This is a genomic window from Pedobacter frigidisoli (genome assembly GCF_032678525.1).
Taxonomy (GTDB): domain Bacteria; phylum Bacteroidota; class Bacteroidia; order Sphingobacteriales; family Sphingobacteriaceae; genus Pedobacter; species Pedobacter frigidisoli_A.
The window spans coordinates 870,710-883,767 of sequence record NZ_JAVTSE010000001.1 but is presented as its reverse complement, the minus strand read 5'-3'; the positions used below and the strand labels follow the sequence as shown (position 1 = coordinate 883,767).

Here is a 13,058-nt window from a genome sequence, read left to right as displayed (position 1 = left end):
ATTGAATTTCTAATGCTTTAAGACTGCTTCATTCCCCGCAATGACGAATGAATTCATTACTTTTGCAAAAAATACCCGAAATGAGTATAGGATTATCAGAACAAGAAATATTGCGACGTGAGTCGCTAAAACAGTTGCGCCAGTTAGGCATAGAACCTTACCCGGCAGAGGCATACGATATTAATGTAACCGCTGCCGATATTCTGGCTAATTACGAAAAAGATAAAACAGCTTATAAAACCGTTAGTCTGGCGGGCCGTATCATGGGCCGTAATATCATGGGTGCGGCATCTTTTGCAGAGCTACAGGATTCTACGGGCCGCATCCAGGTCTATCTAAAAAGAGATGAGCTTTGCCCTGGCGATGATAAAACCTTATATAACACCGTATTTAAAAAGTTGTTAGATATTGGCGATTTTATTGGTGTTAAAGGATATGTATTTACGACTCAAACAGGTGAAATATCTATCCATGTTACAGAATTTAAAGTTCTAGCGAAATCATTACGTCCGCTTCCTGTTGTAAAGCGTGACGATGAAGGAAACGTTTATGATGGGTTTACCAATCCTGAATTGCGCTACCGTATGCGGTATGTGGATCTGACAGTCAATCCAGACTACAAACAGATTTTCATCAAGCGCAGCAAGGTAATCAACAGCATGCGAAATTATTTCGACAACCAGGGATGGATGGAAGTGGAAACACCGATTTTACAGCCCATTCATGGTGGTGCTGCTGCACGCCCATTTGCCACTCACCACAATACTTTGGATATGCCACTTTATTTGCGTATCGCAAATGAATTATATTTAAAGCGTTTAATTGTTGCAGGTTTCGACGGCGTTTATGAATTCGGTAAGATGTTCCGTAATGAAGGAATGGACCGCACACATAATCCGGAATATACTTCTATGGAAATTTATGTTGCCTATAAAGATTATATCTGGATGATGGCAATGGTTGAAGAATGTTTGGAAAAAGTGGCCATAGCCACGAACGGTTCTGCAGTAGTAAAAGTTGGTGAGCATGCTATAAACTTCGAAGGACCTTATGAGAAGTTAAGTATGTACGAATCCATCCAGAAATATACTGGCATTGATGTTTCGGCAATGACTGAAGAACAGCTTCTTGAAACTTGCAAGAAACTGGGCATAGAAACAGATTCTACAATGGGTCGCGGGAAACTTGTAGACGAAATTTTCAGTGAGAAAGTGGAAGCGAATCTGATTCAGCCTACCTTCATTACAGATTATCCGATAGAAATGACTCCGTTGGCAAAAAAACATCGTTCAGCAGATGGATTAGTGGAACGTTTCGAGATTTTTGTGAACGGTAAAGAAATTGGTAATGCATATTCAGAGCTGAACGATCCGATTGATCAGAAAGAGCGGTTCGAAGACCAGTTAAAGCTGGCAGATCGTGGCGATGCGGAAGCGATGGCAATGGATGAAGATTTCGTTCGTGCTTTAGAGTACGGTATGCCTCCTACATCTGGTCTGGGTTTCGGTATCGACCGTATTGTGATGTTAATGACGAACCAGAGTACGATTCAGGAAGTATTATTCTTCCCGCAGATGCGTCCGGAGAAAAAGAAAATTGAACTGACTCCTGAAGAAACAGAACTTTATTCGCTGGTAAAAGAAGGTGAAGAATATCTTCTGGCTGACATTAAAGCCTTATTAACGGAATGGAGCAATAAAAAATGGGATACTACTTTGAAAGGCTTAACAGGTAAGGGAATATTAAAAGTATCAAAAACCGATGAGGGATTGTTCTTATCTCACAAATAGTTGATAAAGCATGATTAAAGGTTAACAGACCGCTGGTAAATCGGCTCATGTTTTAACATAAACATAACAAAAACTTAAAAGGCTTGCTAACAAATAATTAGCAAGCTTTTTTTACTTTTACAACAATCGATAATCATTTAAAGATTGTACTATGAATATTTCAAGCCTGGAAATAAACGAAAGAGAATACTGCATCAAATTGAGTAAAGATGCATTTGATTTAACGCTGGTTCGTCAGCTGATCAAAAGAATTCAAGCGGAAGCATTATTTTTCTCGAGAAATCCGGTAGAGGATGATGACATCCTCAGTAAAAGATCTCAAAGAGAAGAGCTTGAAGGATTTGATTATTTAGGAGATAAATAGACTGCTGGTGATCAGCAGCCGATTTATGTTAAAACGAACCTGATTTAAATCCATCAGTTAATCAATTTCTAAACTTCCCTCTACCGAATCGTCCATTGTTTTTCCGGTAACTACTGATGCAGCCATTTTTAAGAACGCTACAGCAGTACCGTGTTTGGTATCCCAGTAATACCCTTCAGACGGGATTACTTTAATCAATGTGATATTTGGATCGTCTTTGCCACCCTGAAACCAGGTCTTGATCAATGGACTCCATAATTCATCTATTTTGGCCTGATCCCTGGTGATTTCGGAAATCCCATAAATGTTTACAAAACCTGAGTGAGCCCCTGCCTGGAAAAGCAAATGAGTAAATGGATCAGCAGAAATTTCTTCGTTTTTATGGCTGTCTTTTAAGCTCATAAACCAGATATTTCCTTCATCATCCACCTGTTGAATGGCCATAGGCCTTACCGACAATGGAACCCCTGTTTTAATATTTGTACAGAAGAAGCAGCTCTCTGCTTTTTCTGCAAGATCTCTTAGTTTTTCAACAGCCTCTTTGCCGCCTAAATCTTTGATATTGCCTTCTTCCTGAGTATTATTAGTACTGCCTTCTTGTGATGTTGCCATAGGTATGATTATTTTATTCCTATATAGTACATCTATAAAATCCTTTTGGTTTTAGATTTATGATATATAATTCATAACTTCTGAAAATCGATGATACAAAAAAAGCCATCTCAATTAAGAAATGGCTTCAGAGAAAATATCTATAAAATTACCTGTAACGAACTTGCTGCTGCTTGTCCATCATGCCCATCTGATCTTTCATTTGTTTGATTTGATCAGCCAATAACTTGTTTTTATCTGCCTTTTTCGCTTCAGCCAGATACATGGTAGCCTCACGCTTGTTGCGCTTCGCCATGGCTATACCTGCTAGGCTAAGTTTCGCCAAAGCAACATTGTGGTCCATCTGCATACCTAAAGCAAGTGATTTTTTGAAATACTTTTCACTTTGAAGTGGTGCTGTTCTGCTTTCTATTAAACCGATCAACAAGTTATAATAACCGTGTTGAACTTTTATAAGTTGTTTTTCGTAATCAGTTATACGATTTAAAAACTGTTTCGCTTTTGGCATATTATCCTTTCTCAAGTACCACTGAGCTATAAGCATGTTCTCATTGAAGAAATAGGTAACCAATACAATTAGTCCTAACAATATAGCAACAATGCCCCATGGCCAAAAGCCGAAAATAAATAAAGCTACTGCGCCACCCAGTAAAGCAAACCCCGCAATTAATCTGATAATATTTGGCATAAATTTTATTGTAATTATTTTTTTTTGCAAATATCGTTTTTAAATGGCACAAATTAGATTTTAAAACAATAATTTCATTAAAAAATTAAAAGAACTCAGATTTAGTTAAATGACGATGAAATACCTATTTTCGATAACACTAACGATACTCGCAATGAATGTTTCTGCCCAGGAAATTAATAAAAAAATACACGACGAAGCAAAAGGTAAGGATATTCTGATCAATAAATGCACCAGAGAAGGCGTCAGTTCATTCCCTGAATTCAAGGAAATGTTTGAGCCACTCTATGCGGCTTATACTCCAGATGCCGCTACATTGATCGAATTAAAGAAACTCGTGAAAGATGAGAAAATTACAATCGTATTTGGTACATGGTGTGGAGACAGTAAAGTAAACGTCCCTAACTTTTATAAAATTCTGGATGACCTTCACTTCAAAGAAAAAAACGTGAGTTTAATTGCTGTAGATGGTCACAAAAAAGCTGAAAACGGCATTATTGATGGCTTGGATATCACCCGTGTACCTACTTTTATTGTATTCGACAAGAAAGGAAAAGAGCTCGGCAGAATTACCGAAGGGCCTAAAACTACACTTGAAGGAGACCTGTTAGCCATTTTCAAAACAAAATCTTAAAACTTTTATCTCAAGTAAGGGTTCTATTTTATTATATCATTCCTTCTTTTACATCAAAATTATATGCCTGCAAGTTTAGAGCCGGGATGGCTAGCCATTTTAGATAGTGAATTTGAAAAAGATTATATGAAAAGCCTGAAAGCTTTTCTGCAAAAAGAAAAAGAAACCGGAGCAACTGTCTATCCAAAGGGTTCAGATATTTTTAACGCATTAAACACAACGCCATTTGACCAGGTAAAGGTGGTAATATTAGGACAGGATCCTTATCATGGCGCCGGCCAGGCACATGGTTTATCTTTCTCGGTGCAGCGCGGTATTGCAGTGCCACCATCATTAAAAAACATATATAAGGAGCTTGAGTCGGATATCGAAGGCTTTAAAACGCCTGGTCACGGAAATTTAACACACTGGGCAGAACAGGGTGTTCTCCTACTGAATGCCACATTGACGGTACGGGTATCTGAGGCTGCCTCCCATCAAAACCGTGGCTGGGAGGTTTTCACAGATGAGATAATTAAAGCATTGTCGCAAAAACGGGAGCACATCGTCTTTTTATTATGGGGTAAATACGCACAGCAAAAAGCAGCGTTAATTGATGAGAAAAAGCATTATATACTCACCGCCCCCCACCCCTCTCCTTTTTCTGCGCATACAGGTTTTTTGGGATCCCGTCATTTTTCAAAAACAAATCAACTGCTTATTCAAAATAATTTAACACCGATAGATTGGAATTTGCCTGTATAGTGATATGAATGCGTATTTTGTCAGTGGATTAGGTGCTAACGACGGAACGCATTTCATGATTTATCAGAATGCTGTGGACATTTCGAAAATCATCGACGTATTGTTGCTAGGAAAAGAGACTGGCACGTCCTGAAAAAGAATCAGGACACGCACTGAAGACTAGCGCATTTACCGATAGATGCGTGAATCTGAATTAATACTCCAAAGGCACTATTGGCTCTTTCTTGGTAGTAGACATGATCATCATTGTTTGGAATGTTTTAACAACAGAAATCTTACTGATTTTCTCCATAATTAAACGCTCATACGATTTAATATCTTTTACATAAACTTTTAAAAGAAAATCTGCCTGACCGGTTACGTGATGACACTCCGTGATTTCCTTTATTTGATTCACCTCATCTAAAAAAATTTGTATGGTGTTGTTTTTATGAAAATCTAATTGAATCTGAATAAAGGTTTTAATACCTAATCCAAGTTTTTCCTCGTCAACAAGGGCATGATAGCTTTTGATATAACCCGCCATTTCGAGCTTACGAACCCGCTCCAAAGTAGGTGCCGGTGATAAACCAATTTCCTGTGAGAGTAGCAGGTTGGTGATTCTACCATTTTCCTGTAAGATTCTTAAAATTTTAAAATCAATTTTATCTAATTCTGATGCCATATAAATTCAAAGGAGTTGAGAACACAAACATAACCAAATTATATTCTAAATATTAACAAAATTTATCTAATATATTTTAATATTATTTTTTTAGATTTACCTAAAAATAATATTAGAGCAACATAAATGCAAAGCTTTACTGAAGAGAACTACTTAAAGATTATTTATCATTTATCTGAATCGAACAATACTGTTCAAACGAATGCGATAGCTGAACAAATCCAGACCAAACCGGCATCTGTTACTGACATGATTAAAAAACTCGCGGATAAAGGTTTTGTAGATTACATCAAATATCAGGGGGTGACTTTAACCGATAGGGGCAGAAATGCAGCAATCGATATTGTAAGGAAACACCGGTTATGGGAAGTATTTTTAGTAGATAAATTAAATTTTAAATGGGATGAGGTTCATGAAGTTGCTGAAGAATTAGAACATATCAAATCGGAAGCTTTGATTGAACGTTTGGATGAATTTTTGGGTTTTCCAAAATCTGACCCCCATGGCGACCCTATTCCTGATAAAAACGGTCGGTTTGCAAAAACACAGTTTATCAAGCTAATTGATCTCAAAATCGGCGACGGTGGAACAATAACAGGTGTAAGCCAGCACAGTTCAGCGTTTTTAAAGCATTTGGAAAAACTGGGCTTAACCTTAGGGAAACAAATTCAGATTACTGATGTTACCGATTTTGACGGTTCTATGGAGATATTGGTGGCAAATAAACAAATTAACATTAGCAGAGAAGTTGCAAAACATATTTTAATCAGTACTAATGGCAAAAACTGAATCTTTAAGTGAAGTACATCAAAGCGTAGATACGAATAAAAGAAAAGGTTGGCGTAGAATTCTGGCATTTATTGGTCCTGCTTACCTAATCAGTGTAGGATATATGGATCCGGGGAACTGGGCGACAGATTTAGCCGGCGGGAGTAAATTTGGCTATCAGTTAATATGGGTGTTACTCATGTCGAACCTGATTGCTTTGTTACTCCAATCTTTAAGCGCCAGGCTTGGCATCGTAAGAGGTCTAGATCTTGCGCAGGCTTCCAAGCACGCTTATCCGCGTTGGGCCAATATCCCATTGTTTGGCCTAGCGCAAACGGCGATTATTGCATGCGACCTGGCCGAAATCATTGGAATGGCAATTGGTCTGCAGCTGTTGTTCGGACTTCCACTTATCTGGGGAATTTCGATTACGATATTCGACACTATCCTGCTACTCTTTCTGTTAAACAAGGGAATGCGCGCGATGGAAGGTTTTATTGTTTCAATGGTTTTCATTGTAGGTATTTCCTTTCTTGTGGAAATGTTTATAGTTGAACCCTCACTAAAGGAAATTGCAAAAGGTTTCGAACCTTCATTTTTGGGTGGCGATGCGCTTTATATCGCTATTGGGATTATCGGTGCAACGGTAATGCCGCACAACTTATACCTGCACTCCTCTCTGGTACAAACCAGGAAAATAGAACGCTCGAACAAGGGCATCAAAGAGGCTTTAAAATTCAACCTGATTGATACAACTGTTGCATTGAACCTGGCTTTTTTTGTGAATGCCGCCATTCTGATTCTCGCTGCAGCTGCTTTTTACACAAATGGTTTGCACGAAGTAGCCGAGATTCAGGACGCCCATAAGCTACTCTCCAACATATTTGGAAATGTAGCACCAGCTCTTTTTGCAATTGCACTTATTGCCGCGGGACAAAGTTCTACTGTTACAGGTACGTTGGCTGGCCAGATTATTATGGAAGGGCATATCAACCTGCGTATTCAACCCTGGTTACGCCGGTTAATTACCCGATTGCTGGCAATTATTCCTGCTTTTTTTACCATTTTGCATTATGGCGATGATGCTTTGGGAGGATTGCTGGTTTTAAGTCAGGTTATTTTGAGCTTACAGTTAGGTTTTGCGATCATCCCACTTATTCACTTCACATCAGACAAAAAACTGATGAAGGATTTTGCCATTAAAACATGGGTAAAGGTTTTGGCATGGGGAAGTGCTTTAGCTATTATTTCCTTAAATGTGAAGCTTGTAATTGAAGAGATCGGGGGATGGATGCAAGGAGCAAATAACTGGTGGATTTACGTTTTTGTAGTACCTGCACTGGTTGGAATTGTGTTCCTTCTTTTGTACGTTTTCTTACATCCGCTTATTGAAAAGAAAAACCGTGAAAGGCAAATGGTGCCCCATGGAAATGCACTGGAGATAGGAAAAATTGAAAAAATAAGCTATCAAAGAATTGGTATTGCGGTCGATTTTTCCAAAAATGATGTCAATACCATCAGGCATGCATTGATTCAGGGGGGCAAAGATGCCCATTATTACCTAATCCATGTTGTGGAAACCGCTGCTGCAAGATACCATGGAAAGAACACGATGGATCATGAAACACAAAGTGATGCTGACAATCTTGAAAAATACAGAACAAATCTGGAGGACCTTGGTTACGATTCAACCCCATTTATTGGTTTTGGCAGTACGGCCAAGGCCATAGCTGATATCAGCAACAAGAACGAGATTGAACTATTGGTGATGGGTGCTCACGGCCACAAGGGACTAAAAGACCTGATCTTCGGAACGACGGTGGATTCTGTCCGCCATAAAGTAAACATCCCGGTATTGATTATCAGATAGCTTATTTTTTATTAATAGTTTTAATCATCTTTTTGATTCCACCATCGCCGGCGTTATAAGCCAGTAATTTTGCTGCCGGAGAATAGAGATACATTGCAGGATACATTTTGGGTAAAAAAGCAGGAATAAACATTTGCTTTTTATCCTGAAGCACGGTTACATTCGGTTTTGTATTTAGTCCCTTTGCATAAGAATTAAAAAACTGAGGTATGATATAGGCATCATCAAGCGTGATCATGTAAATATTTACGTTCTTAAACTGCGTATAATTTTCATTCAACAATTTAGCTTCCCGTTGGCAATGTTCGCAAGTGCAGTCAAAGAGAATAAAAAGATTGGGTTTACTTTGTGTTAAGTCTTTATTGGAAAACGGCTTTCCATCCAGTTTAAAGAAAGTAAACTGAGGCAGCAACGTTGGCTGTTGGGCCCTGGCATGAATGCATAGCCCAAGGAATAATGCGAGGATCAGGTATCTGAATTTCATTTTTGTAGACTTAAAGTTCAAACTTAATTATAATTCGCAACGAAAACATACATCATTTGACCTTTTACAAACTCATGAGTTTTCTTTTTGTTGTTTTGTAAGGGAACGAAATAAAAGATAATCAAAATTATCACATCAATTTTTAAGATATTTGCAACCCGGCTTTTGAGCTGATTATAAATTATAAAATTCAAATTTTGAAAAACGATATCAACATAAAGAATAAAAGAGCTTATTTCGACTACAATTTACTAGATAAGTACGTAGCCGGCATTGCTCTTTTAGGAACAGAAATAAAAGCGATTAGACAAGGTAAGGCCAATATGACTGATGCCTTTTGTATGTTTATTGGCGGAAATCTATATGTCCGCAACCTTCACGTTTCAGAATATTCGCATAGCTCTTTTTATCACCACGATATTAAGCGTGATAGGGCATTGCTTCTTCAAAAGAAAGAGATCAGGAAACTAAAACTCAAAGGAGAGGAAAAGGGGTATACTATTGTTCCTTTGCGCATTTTTATAAATGAACGTGGCTTTGCTAAAATGGAAATTGCACTTGCTCAGGGTAAAAAGGAATTCGACAAACGCGATAGTATTAAAGACAGAGATACCAAACGTGAGCTGGATCGGGCAATGAAAAGATAATGGTTCACAACGAAGTTTAGTGATTACTGACCATTAAATAACTTCAAAACATTACCAGGCCTGATCGCCGACAAGTGGCACAAACCTGAAGGTATCTAAAACAATTTTTTCAAAATCAGTTTCGCTTACACGAATCACAGTGACCATTTTCTGGGTCTTCTCATCTCCTACCGGAATGACAAGAATACCGCCGACTTTTAATTGCTTCAGTAAAATTTCCGGAACAAGTGGTGCACCGGCTGTAACAATTATTTTATCGTAAGGAGCGTGTTTTGCAATGCCCTTTGAACCGTCACCACAATAAAACGTAGGACGATATCCCATACCAGGAAGCACCTGAATGGTTCTGTTATAAATATTTTCCTGCCTTTCAATGGTAAATACTTGAGCACCAAGCTCCATTAAGATGCAGGTTTGATATCCAGATCCTGTACCTATTTCTAAAACTTTATCATCTTTTTTAATATGGAGCAATTCGCTTTGGTAGGCTACAGTATAAGGCTGTGAAATGGTTTGTCCATCGCCAATAGGGAAAGCAATGTCCTTATAAGCCTGATTCCAGAAAGTTTCGTCAAAAAAGAAATGACGTGGAACTTTGCCAATTGCCTTAAGTACATTTTCATCCTCAATTCCACGAGACTTCAGTAATTCAACCAACTTCTTTCTCGCACCACGTTCCCGGTAATTATCAACAAATTTATAAGCCATGAAGTCTCAAAATTAGCTTTTTTAAACTGTGATACAAGGGTGGCGTCTCAATTATTGAGTGATTAAATAACGATTAGCTGAATTTGAGAACGATAGATTATCCACACGGCTACTTTGCGAATCAGTGAACGACGGTTAATAAGGATCAACGTCAATTTGTGTAAAAATACCCTTGAATTCTTTAGTGGCATTAAACTCTGTTAGGGTTTCACGCAAAGCGTCTTTTACCTTTTGTATAGCTGTATGCCTGTCTGCCTTAATAATAATTTGTTTGATGTACAGGTTTCGCACCCTGCTTACAAGTGGTTGCTCAGGTCCGAGCACACGCTTCCCAAATTTTGCCTTTAAAATATTAGCCAGTGTAAGTGCTGCATGATCCAGCACATGCGAATCTTTATGCTTGATGTAAAGAAAGATCATTCTGGAAAAAGGAGGATATAAGAAACGTTCCCTTTCAGCAATCTCATCGTTGTACATACCTACATAGTCATTGTTCACTACCTGTTTAATAATCCTGTTATCCGCGTCGTATGTCTGAATACAAACATTACCCTGATCAGCTCTCCTACCAGCCCTTCCAGCCACCTGCGCAAGCAATTGAAAACTTCTTTCGTAGGCCCTAAAGTCGGGATATCCTAGAAGCGTATCTGCATTAATTACGCCGATTAAATTCAGATTATCAAAATCCAGACCTTTAGCTACCATTTGTGTTCCAATCAAAATATCTGTTTTTTTATCCTGGAAGTCATTCAGTATCTGTTGCAAACCATTTTTCGTTCTGGTACTGTCCATATCCAAACGTGCAATATTCACATCAGGGTAAAGCAATTTTAGTTCTTCTTCAATCCGTTCGGTTCCGAAGCCCTTTTGTTCAACGTGTACAGATCCACAGGCCGGGCAAATATTAACACTGCTTTGGTGGAAACCACAATAGTGGCAATGGAGCTTTCCGCTACTTTTATGATAGGTTAAACTCACATCGCAATTGACACATTTCGGCGTGTAGCCGCAAGTTGCACAGATTAGGATGGTGGCATAGCCCCTCCTGTTTTGAAAAAGAACAATCTGCTCCTTTTTAGACAGCGCAAGATCAATGTCCTTGATGAGCACACTGGAGAAATAAGAAACCATAGATTTCTTTTTAGTTTCTTCGGATATACTCACCACCTGCTGATTGGGCAACTGAACACCCCCGAATCGCTCCTTCATCTCTACCAGACCATATTTGCCTTGTAACGCATTATAGTAACTTTCCAATGAAGGCGTTGCCGAGCCAAGTATTACTTTAGCCTGGTGAAGGTGAGCCAAATAGATCGATGCATCCCGGGCCTGGTAGCGCGGCGCAGGATCATATTGTTTATATGATGGTTCATGTTCCTCATCCACAACAATCAACTTCAAATGCTGAAATGGGAGAAAGACAGCTGAACGGGCACCTAAAATCACTTTAAAAGCCCCTGTTCTTACCTTATTCCAAATTTCTACACGTTCACTATTGTTAAATTTAGAGTGATAAACCCCAATGGTATTTCCGAAATATCGTTTTATACGCTCCACAATCTGTGTGGTTAAAGCAATTTCGGGCAGCAAAAACAAAACCTGTCCGTCAGTATTTTGAATAATTTCTTCAATCAGTTTGATGTAAACCTGCGTTTTGCCAGAGGCAGTAACGCCATGGAGCAGTACCACATCTTTTTCTCCAAAAGCTTGATTAATTTGATTCAGTGCAGTTTCCTGACCTGCATTCAGCTGAAAACTGGAATGAAATTCATCACCATTGAAAGCCAAACGGCTTACAGGGCGTTTCATCACCATAAAAATATCTTTGTCTGTTAAAGCTTTTAATGCTCCTGCGCCGCAGTTACTTTCTTCTAATAAGGTTTCTTTAGCAATTGGAAGGTTAGTTTTTTGCAGCTTTAAATAAGCTAATAAGGCATCCAGCTGTTTAGGTGCACGTTCTAAAACGGCAAACAACTGTTTTAAATTATCCTGGTCGTTGTAAAAATCATTTAAAACAATGAATGATTTGAGAAGGGGTTTATATTTCTGAACAACTTCTTCTGCCACCAGAATCAATTCTTTATCCAACAATCCATTAATAAGGGGATATATCGTTTTTTGACCTAAAAGCTTGGAAACGTCATTCACCGTAAGTTTCTGCTGTTTTTTTAAGGCACTAATAATCACTTCCTCTTTTTCACTCAATGCAATTTCATCACTAAAATCCTCACGGAGAACCAATATAGTTTCACTGGCCAGTTTTAAACTTGCTGGCAAGGCGGCCGACATAACATCCCCCTCATTGCACATGTAATAACCAGTCATCCAACTCCAGAATTTGAGTTGTGCAGGCGTAATCACCGGCTCAGCATCTATTACATCAATGATGTACTTAGCCTCATAAGCATGGGGTGGCTGCGTGGAAATGGCCCTGATCAGTGCAGTATAAATTTTGTGTTTACCAAATTGTACAACAACTCTTTTGCCGATTTCTACCTGGTCGTTCAGATCGAAAGGAACACGATAGGTATAGTTTTTCGCCAGAGATAAAGGCAAAATAACTTCAACAAAAAGTGTTTCTCTTTCTGTAAAAATGTCGATCCCGAAATTGTCCATTATTTATCTTTAAATGCTGCAAAAAACAACATTACCCATCCCAGTACAAAAAGTAAGCCTCCAATTGGTGTTACCGGTCCAATTAAATTTACAAAATCCAGTTTTAAAATGCTCCGGGTAGCCAGCAAATAAAGCGAACCCGAAAACAAAATAACCCCGAAGGTAAAACAGAAATAAGCGATATTAATCAGCTTATTACGGTAACGTGCAAAGGTAGAGAGGTACAATAGCGCAAAGGTATGGTAAAACTGATAGTCAACTCCTTTTTGCCAGATTTCAAGCGCAGGGCCATCAATCAGTGCTTTTAAGCCATGTGCTCCGAAAGCACCAAGTAAAACAGCAACAAATCCAAAAAAAGAAGCAGTAAGTATTATTCGTTTATTCATATCTGTTTGCGCCCAAGGCAAACGCTAAATTAATAAATTGGCAAAGAACTTCTCACTAATCAATGTAATAAATTAAATTTGTT

General features: G+C 38.5%; 14 protein-coding genes. 7 read left to right on the top strand and 7 right to left on the bottom strand.

Annotated features, from left to right (window positions below; genetic code table 11):
* The first annotated feature begins 80 nt into the window (after positions 1-80).
* Together lysS and R2Q80_RS03725 are read left to right on the top strand one after the other, a co-directional pair.
* Positions 81-1,790 carry a lysine--tRNA ligase gene (gene lysS / locus R2Q80_RS03730; protein ID WP_316798298.1) on the top strand — a complete coding sequence of 570 codons (1,710 nt, stop codon included), beginning with the start codon at positions 81-83 and terminating at the stop codon, positions 1,788-1,790.
* Between the two features lie 151 nt (positions 1,791-1,941).
* The gene (locus tag R2Q80_RS03725) at positions 1,942-2,154 is read left to right on the top strand and encodes a hypothetical protein (RefSeq protein WP_316798297.1); all 213 of its coding nucleotides are present in this window, start codon (positions 1,942-1,944) and stop codon (positions 2,152-2,154) included.
* 57 nt (positions 2,155-2,211) lie between these two features.
* On the opposite strand, the gene R2Q80_RS03720 is transcribed toward R2Q80_RS03725, so the two are convergent.
* Together R2Q80_RS03720 and R2Q80_RS03715 are read right to left on the bottom strand one after the other, a co-directional pair.
* Positions 2,212-2,766, bottom strand: coding sequence for a pyridoxamine 5'-phosphate oxidase family protein (locus R2Q80_RS03720; protein WP_316798296.1), 555 nt, complete (start codon positions 2,764-2,766; stop codon positions 2,212-2,214).
* Between the two features lie 148 nt (positions 2,767-2,914).
* Positions 2,915-3,454: a DUF2892 domain-containing protein gene (locus R2Q80_RS03715; protein WP_316798295.1), complete on the bottom strand. Its 540-nt coding sequence runs from the start codon at positions 3,452-3,454 to the stop codon at positions 2,915-2,917.
* A gap of 115 nt (positions 3,455-3,569) precedes the next feature.
* Here R2Q80_RS03715 and R2Q80_RS03710 point away from each other — a divergent pair, with 115 nt between their 5' ends.
* The gene (locus tag R2Q80_RS03710; protein WP_316798294.1) at positions 3,570-4,088 is read left to right on the top strand and encodes a thioredoxin family protein; all 519 of its coding nucleotides are present in this window, start codon (positions 3,570-3,572) and stop codon (positions 4,086-4,088) included.
* Positions 4,089-4,151: 63 nt separating this feature from the next.
* Positions 4,152-4,832 (top strand): uracil-DNA glycosylase, encoded by a 681-nt coding sequence (gene ung / locus R2Q80_RS03705; RefSeq protein WP_316798293.1) that lies wholly within the window; start codon positions 4,152-4,154, stop codon positions 4,830-4,832.
* Between the two features lie 193 nt (positions 4,833-5,025).
* On the opposite strand, the gene R2Q80_RS03700 is transcribed toward ung, so the two are convergent.
* Entirely contained in the window at positions 5,026-5,496 is a 471-nt protein-coding gene (locus R2Q80_RS03700) for an Lrp/AsnC family transcriptional regulator (protein WP_010602066.1), read from the bottom strand.
* 126 nt (positions 5,497-5,622) lie between these two features.
* Between R2Q80_RS03700 and R2Q80_RS03695 the strand changes: the two genes are divergently transcribed.
* Both R2Q80_RS03695 and R2Q80_RS03690 read left to right on the top strand, forming a co-directional pair.
* On the top strand, positions 5,623-6,285 hold the full coding sequence (locus R2Q80_RS03695; protein ID WP_316798292.1) for a metal-dependent transcriptional regulator: 663 nt from the start codon (positions 5,623-5,625) through the stop codon (positions 6,283-6,285).
* Positions 6,272-8,134 (top strand): Nramp family divalent metal transporter, encoded by a 1,863-nt coding sequence (locus R2Q80_RS03690; RefSeq protein ID WP_316798291.1) that lies wholly within the window; start codon positions 6,272-6,274, stop codon positions 8,132-8,134. The genes R2Q80_RS03695 and R2Q80_RS03690 overlap by 14 nt, the downstream gene beginning before the upstream one ends.
* 1 nt (position 8,135) lies before the next feature.
* On the opposite strand, the gene R2Q80_RS03685 is transcribed toward R2Q80_RS03690, so the two are convergent.
* Positions 8,136-8,618 carry a TlpA family protein disulfide reductase gene (locus tag R2Q80_RS03685; protein ID WP_316798290.1) on the bottom strand — a complete coding sequence of 161 codons (483 nt, stop codon included), beginning with the start codon at positions 8,616-8,618 and terminating at the stop codon, positions 8,136-8,138.
* Between the two features lie 197 nt (positions 8,619-8,815).
* On the opposite strand from R2Q80_RS03685, the gene smpB reads away from it, so the two are divergent.
* Entirely contained in the window at positions 8,816-9,265 is a 450-nt protein-coding gene (smpB, locus tag R2Q80_RS03680; RefSeq protein ID WP_055905348.1) for an SsrA-binding protein, read from the top strand.
* A 51-nt stretch (positions 9,266-9,316) separates the two neighbouring features.
* Here the strand turns inward: smpB and R2Q80_RS03675 are convergent, their stop codons facing one another.
* The 3 genes from R2Q80_RS03675 to R2Q80_RS03665 form a co-directional block, all read right to left on the bottom strand.
* Positions 9,317-9,973: a protein-L-isoaspartate(D-aspartate) O-methyltransferase gene (locus R2Q80_RS03675; protein WP_316798289.1), complete on the bottom strand. Its 657-nt coding sequence runs from the start codon at positions 9,971-9,973 to the stop codon at positions 9,317-9,319.
* Positions 9,974-10,108: 135 nt separating this feature from the next.
* On the bottom strand, positions 10,109-12,589 hold the full coding sequence (priA, locus tag R2Q80_RS03670) for a primosomal protein N' (RefSeq protein ID WP_316798288.1): 2,481 nt from the start codon (positions 12,587-12,589) through the stop codon (positions 10,109-10,111).
* A complete protein-coding gene (locus R2Q80_RS03665; protein ID WP_316798287.1) occupies positions 12,589-12,975 on the bottom strand; it encodes a DUF423 domain-containing protein in 387 nt (128 codons plus the stop codon). The genes priA and R2Q80_RS03665 overlap by 1 nt, the downstream gene beginning before the upstream one ends.
* Positions 12,976-13,058: the final 83 nt, after the last annotated feature.

Excerpts from the sequence above, each read along its gene's own strand:
- lysS (WP_316798298.1), top strand. The coding sequence starts at position 81 with ATGAGTATAGGATTATCAGAACAAGAAATATTGCGACGTGAGTCGCTA.
- R2Q80_RS03725 (WP_316798297.1), top strand. The coding sequence starts at position 1,942 with ATGAATATTTCAAGCCTGGAAATAAACGAAAGAGAATACTGCATCAAA.
- R2Q80_RS03720 (WP_316798296.1), bottom strand. The coding sequence starts at position 2,766 with ATGGCAACATCACAAGAAGGCAGTACTAATAATACTCAGGAAGAAGGC.
- R2Q80_RS03715 (WP_316798295.1), bottom strand. The coding sequence starts at position 3,454 with ATGCCAAATATTATCAGATTAATTGCGGGGTTTGCTTTACTGGGTGGC.
- R2Q80_RS03710 (WP_316798294.1), top strand. The coding sequence starts at position 3,570 with ATGAAATACCTATTTTCGATAACACTAACGATACTCGCAATGAATGTT.
- ung (WP_316798293.1), top strand. The coding sequence starts at position 4,152 with ATGCCTGCAAGTTTAGAGCCGGGATGGCTAGCCATTTTAGATAGTGAA.
- R2Q80_RS03700 (WP_010602066.1), bottom strand. The coding sequence starts at position 5,496 with ATGGCATCAGAATTAGATAAAATTGATTTTAAAATTTTAAGAATCTTA.
- R2Q80_RS03695 (WP_316798292.1), top strand. The coding sequence starts at position 5,623 with ATGCAAAGCTTTACTGAAGAGAACTACTTAAAGATTATTTATCATTTA.
- R2Q80_RS03690 (WP_316798291.1), top strand. The coding sequence starts at position 6,272 with ATGGCAAAAACTGAATCTTTAAGTGAAGTACATCAAAGCGTAGATACG.
- R2Q80_RS03685 (WP_316798290.1), bottom strand. The coding sequence starts at position 8,618 with ATGAAATTCAGATACCTGATCCTCGCATTATTCCTTGGGCTATGCATT.
- R2Q80_RS03675 (WP_316798289.1), bottom strand. The coding sequence starts at position 9,973 with ATGGCTTATAAATTTGTTGATAATTACCGGGAACGTGGTGCGAGAAAG.
- priA (WP_316798288.1), bottom strand. The coding sequence starts at position 12,589 with ATGGACAATTTCGGGATCGACATTTTTACAGAAAGAGAAACACTTTTT.
- R2Q80_RS03665 (WP_316798287.1), bottom strand. The coding sequence starts at position 12,975 with ATGAATAAACGAATAATACTTACTGCTTCTTTTTTTGGATTTGTTGCT.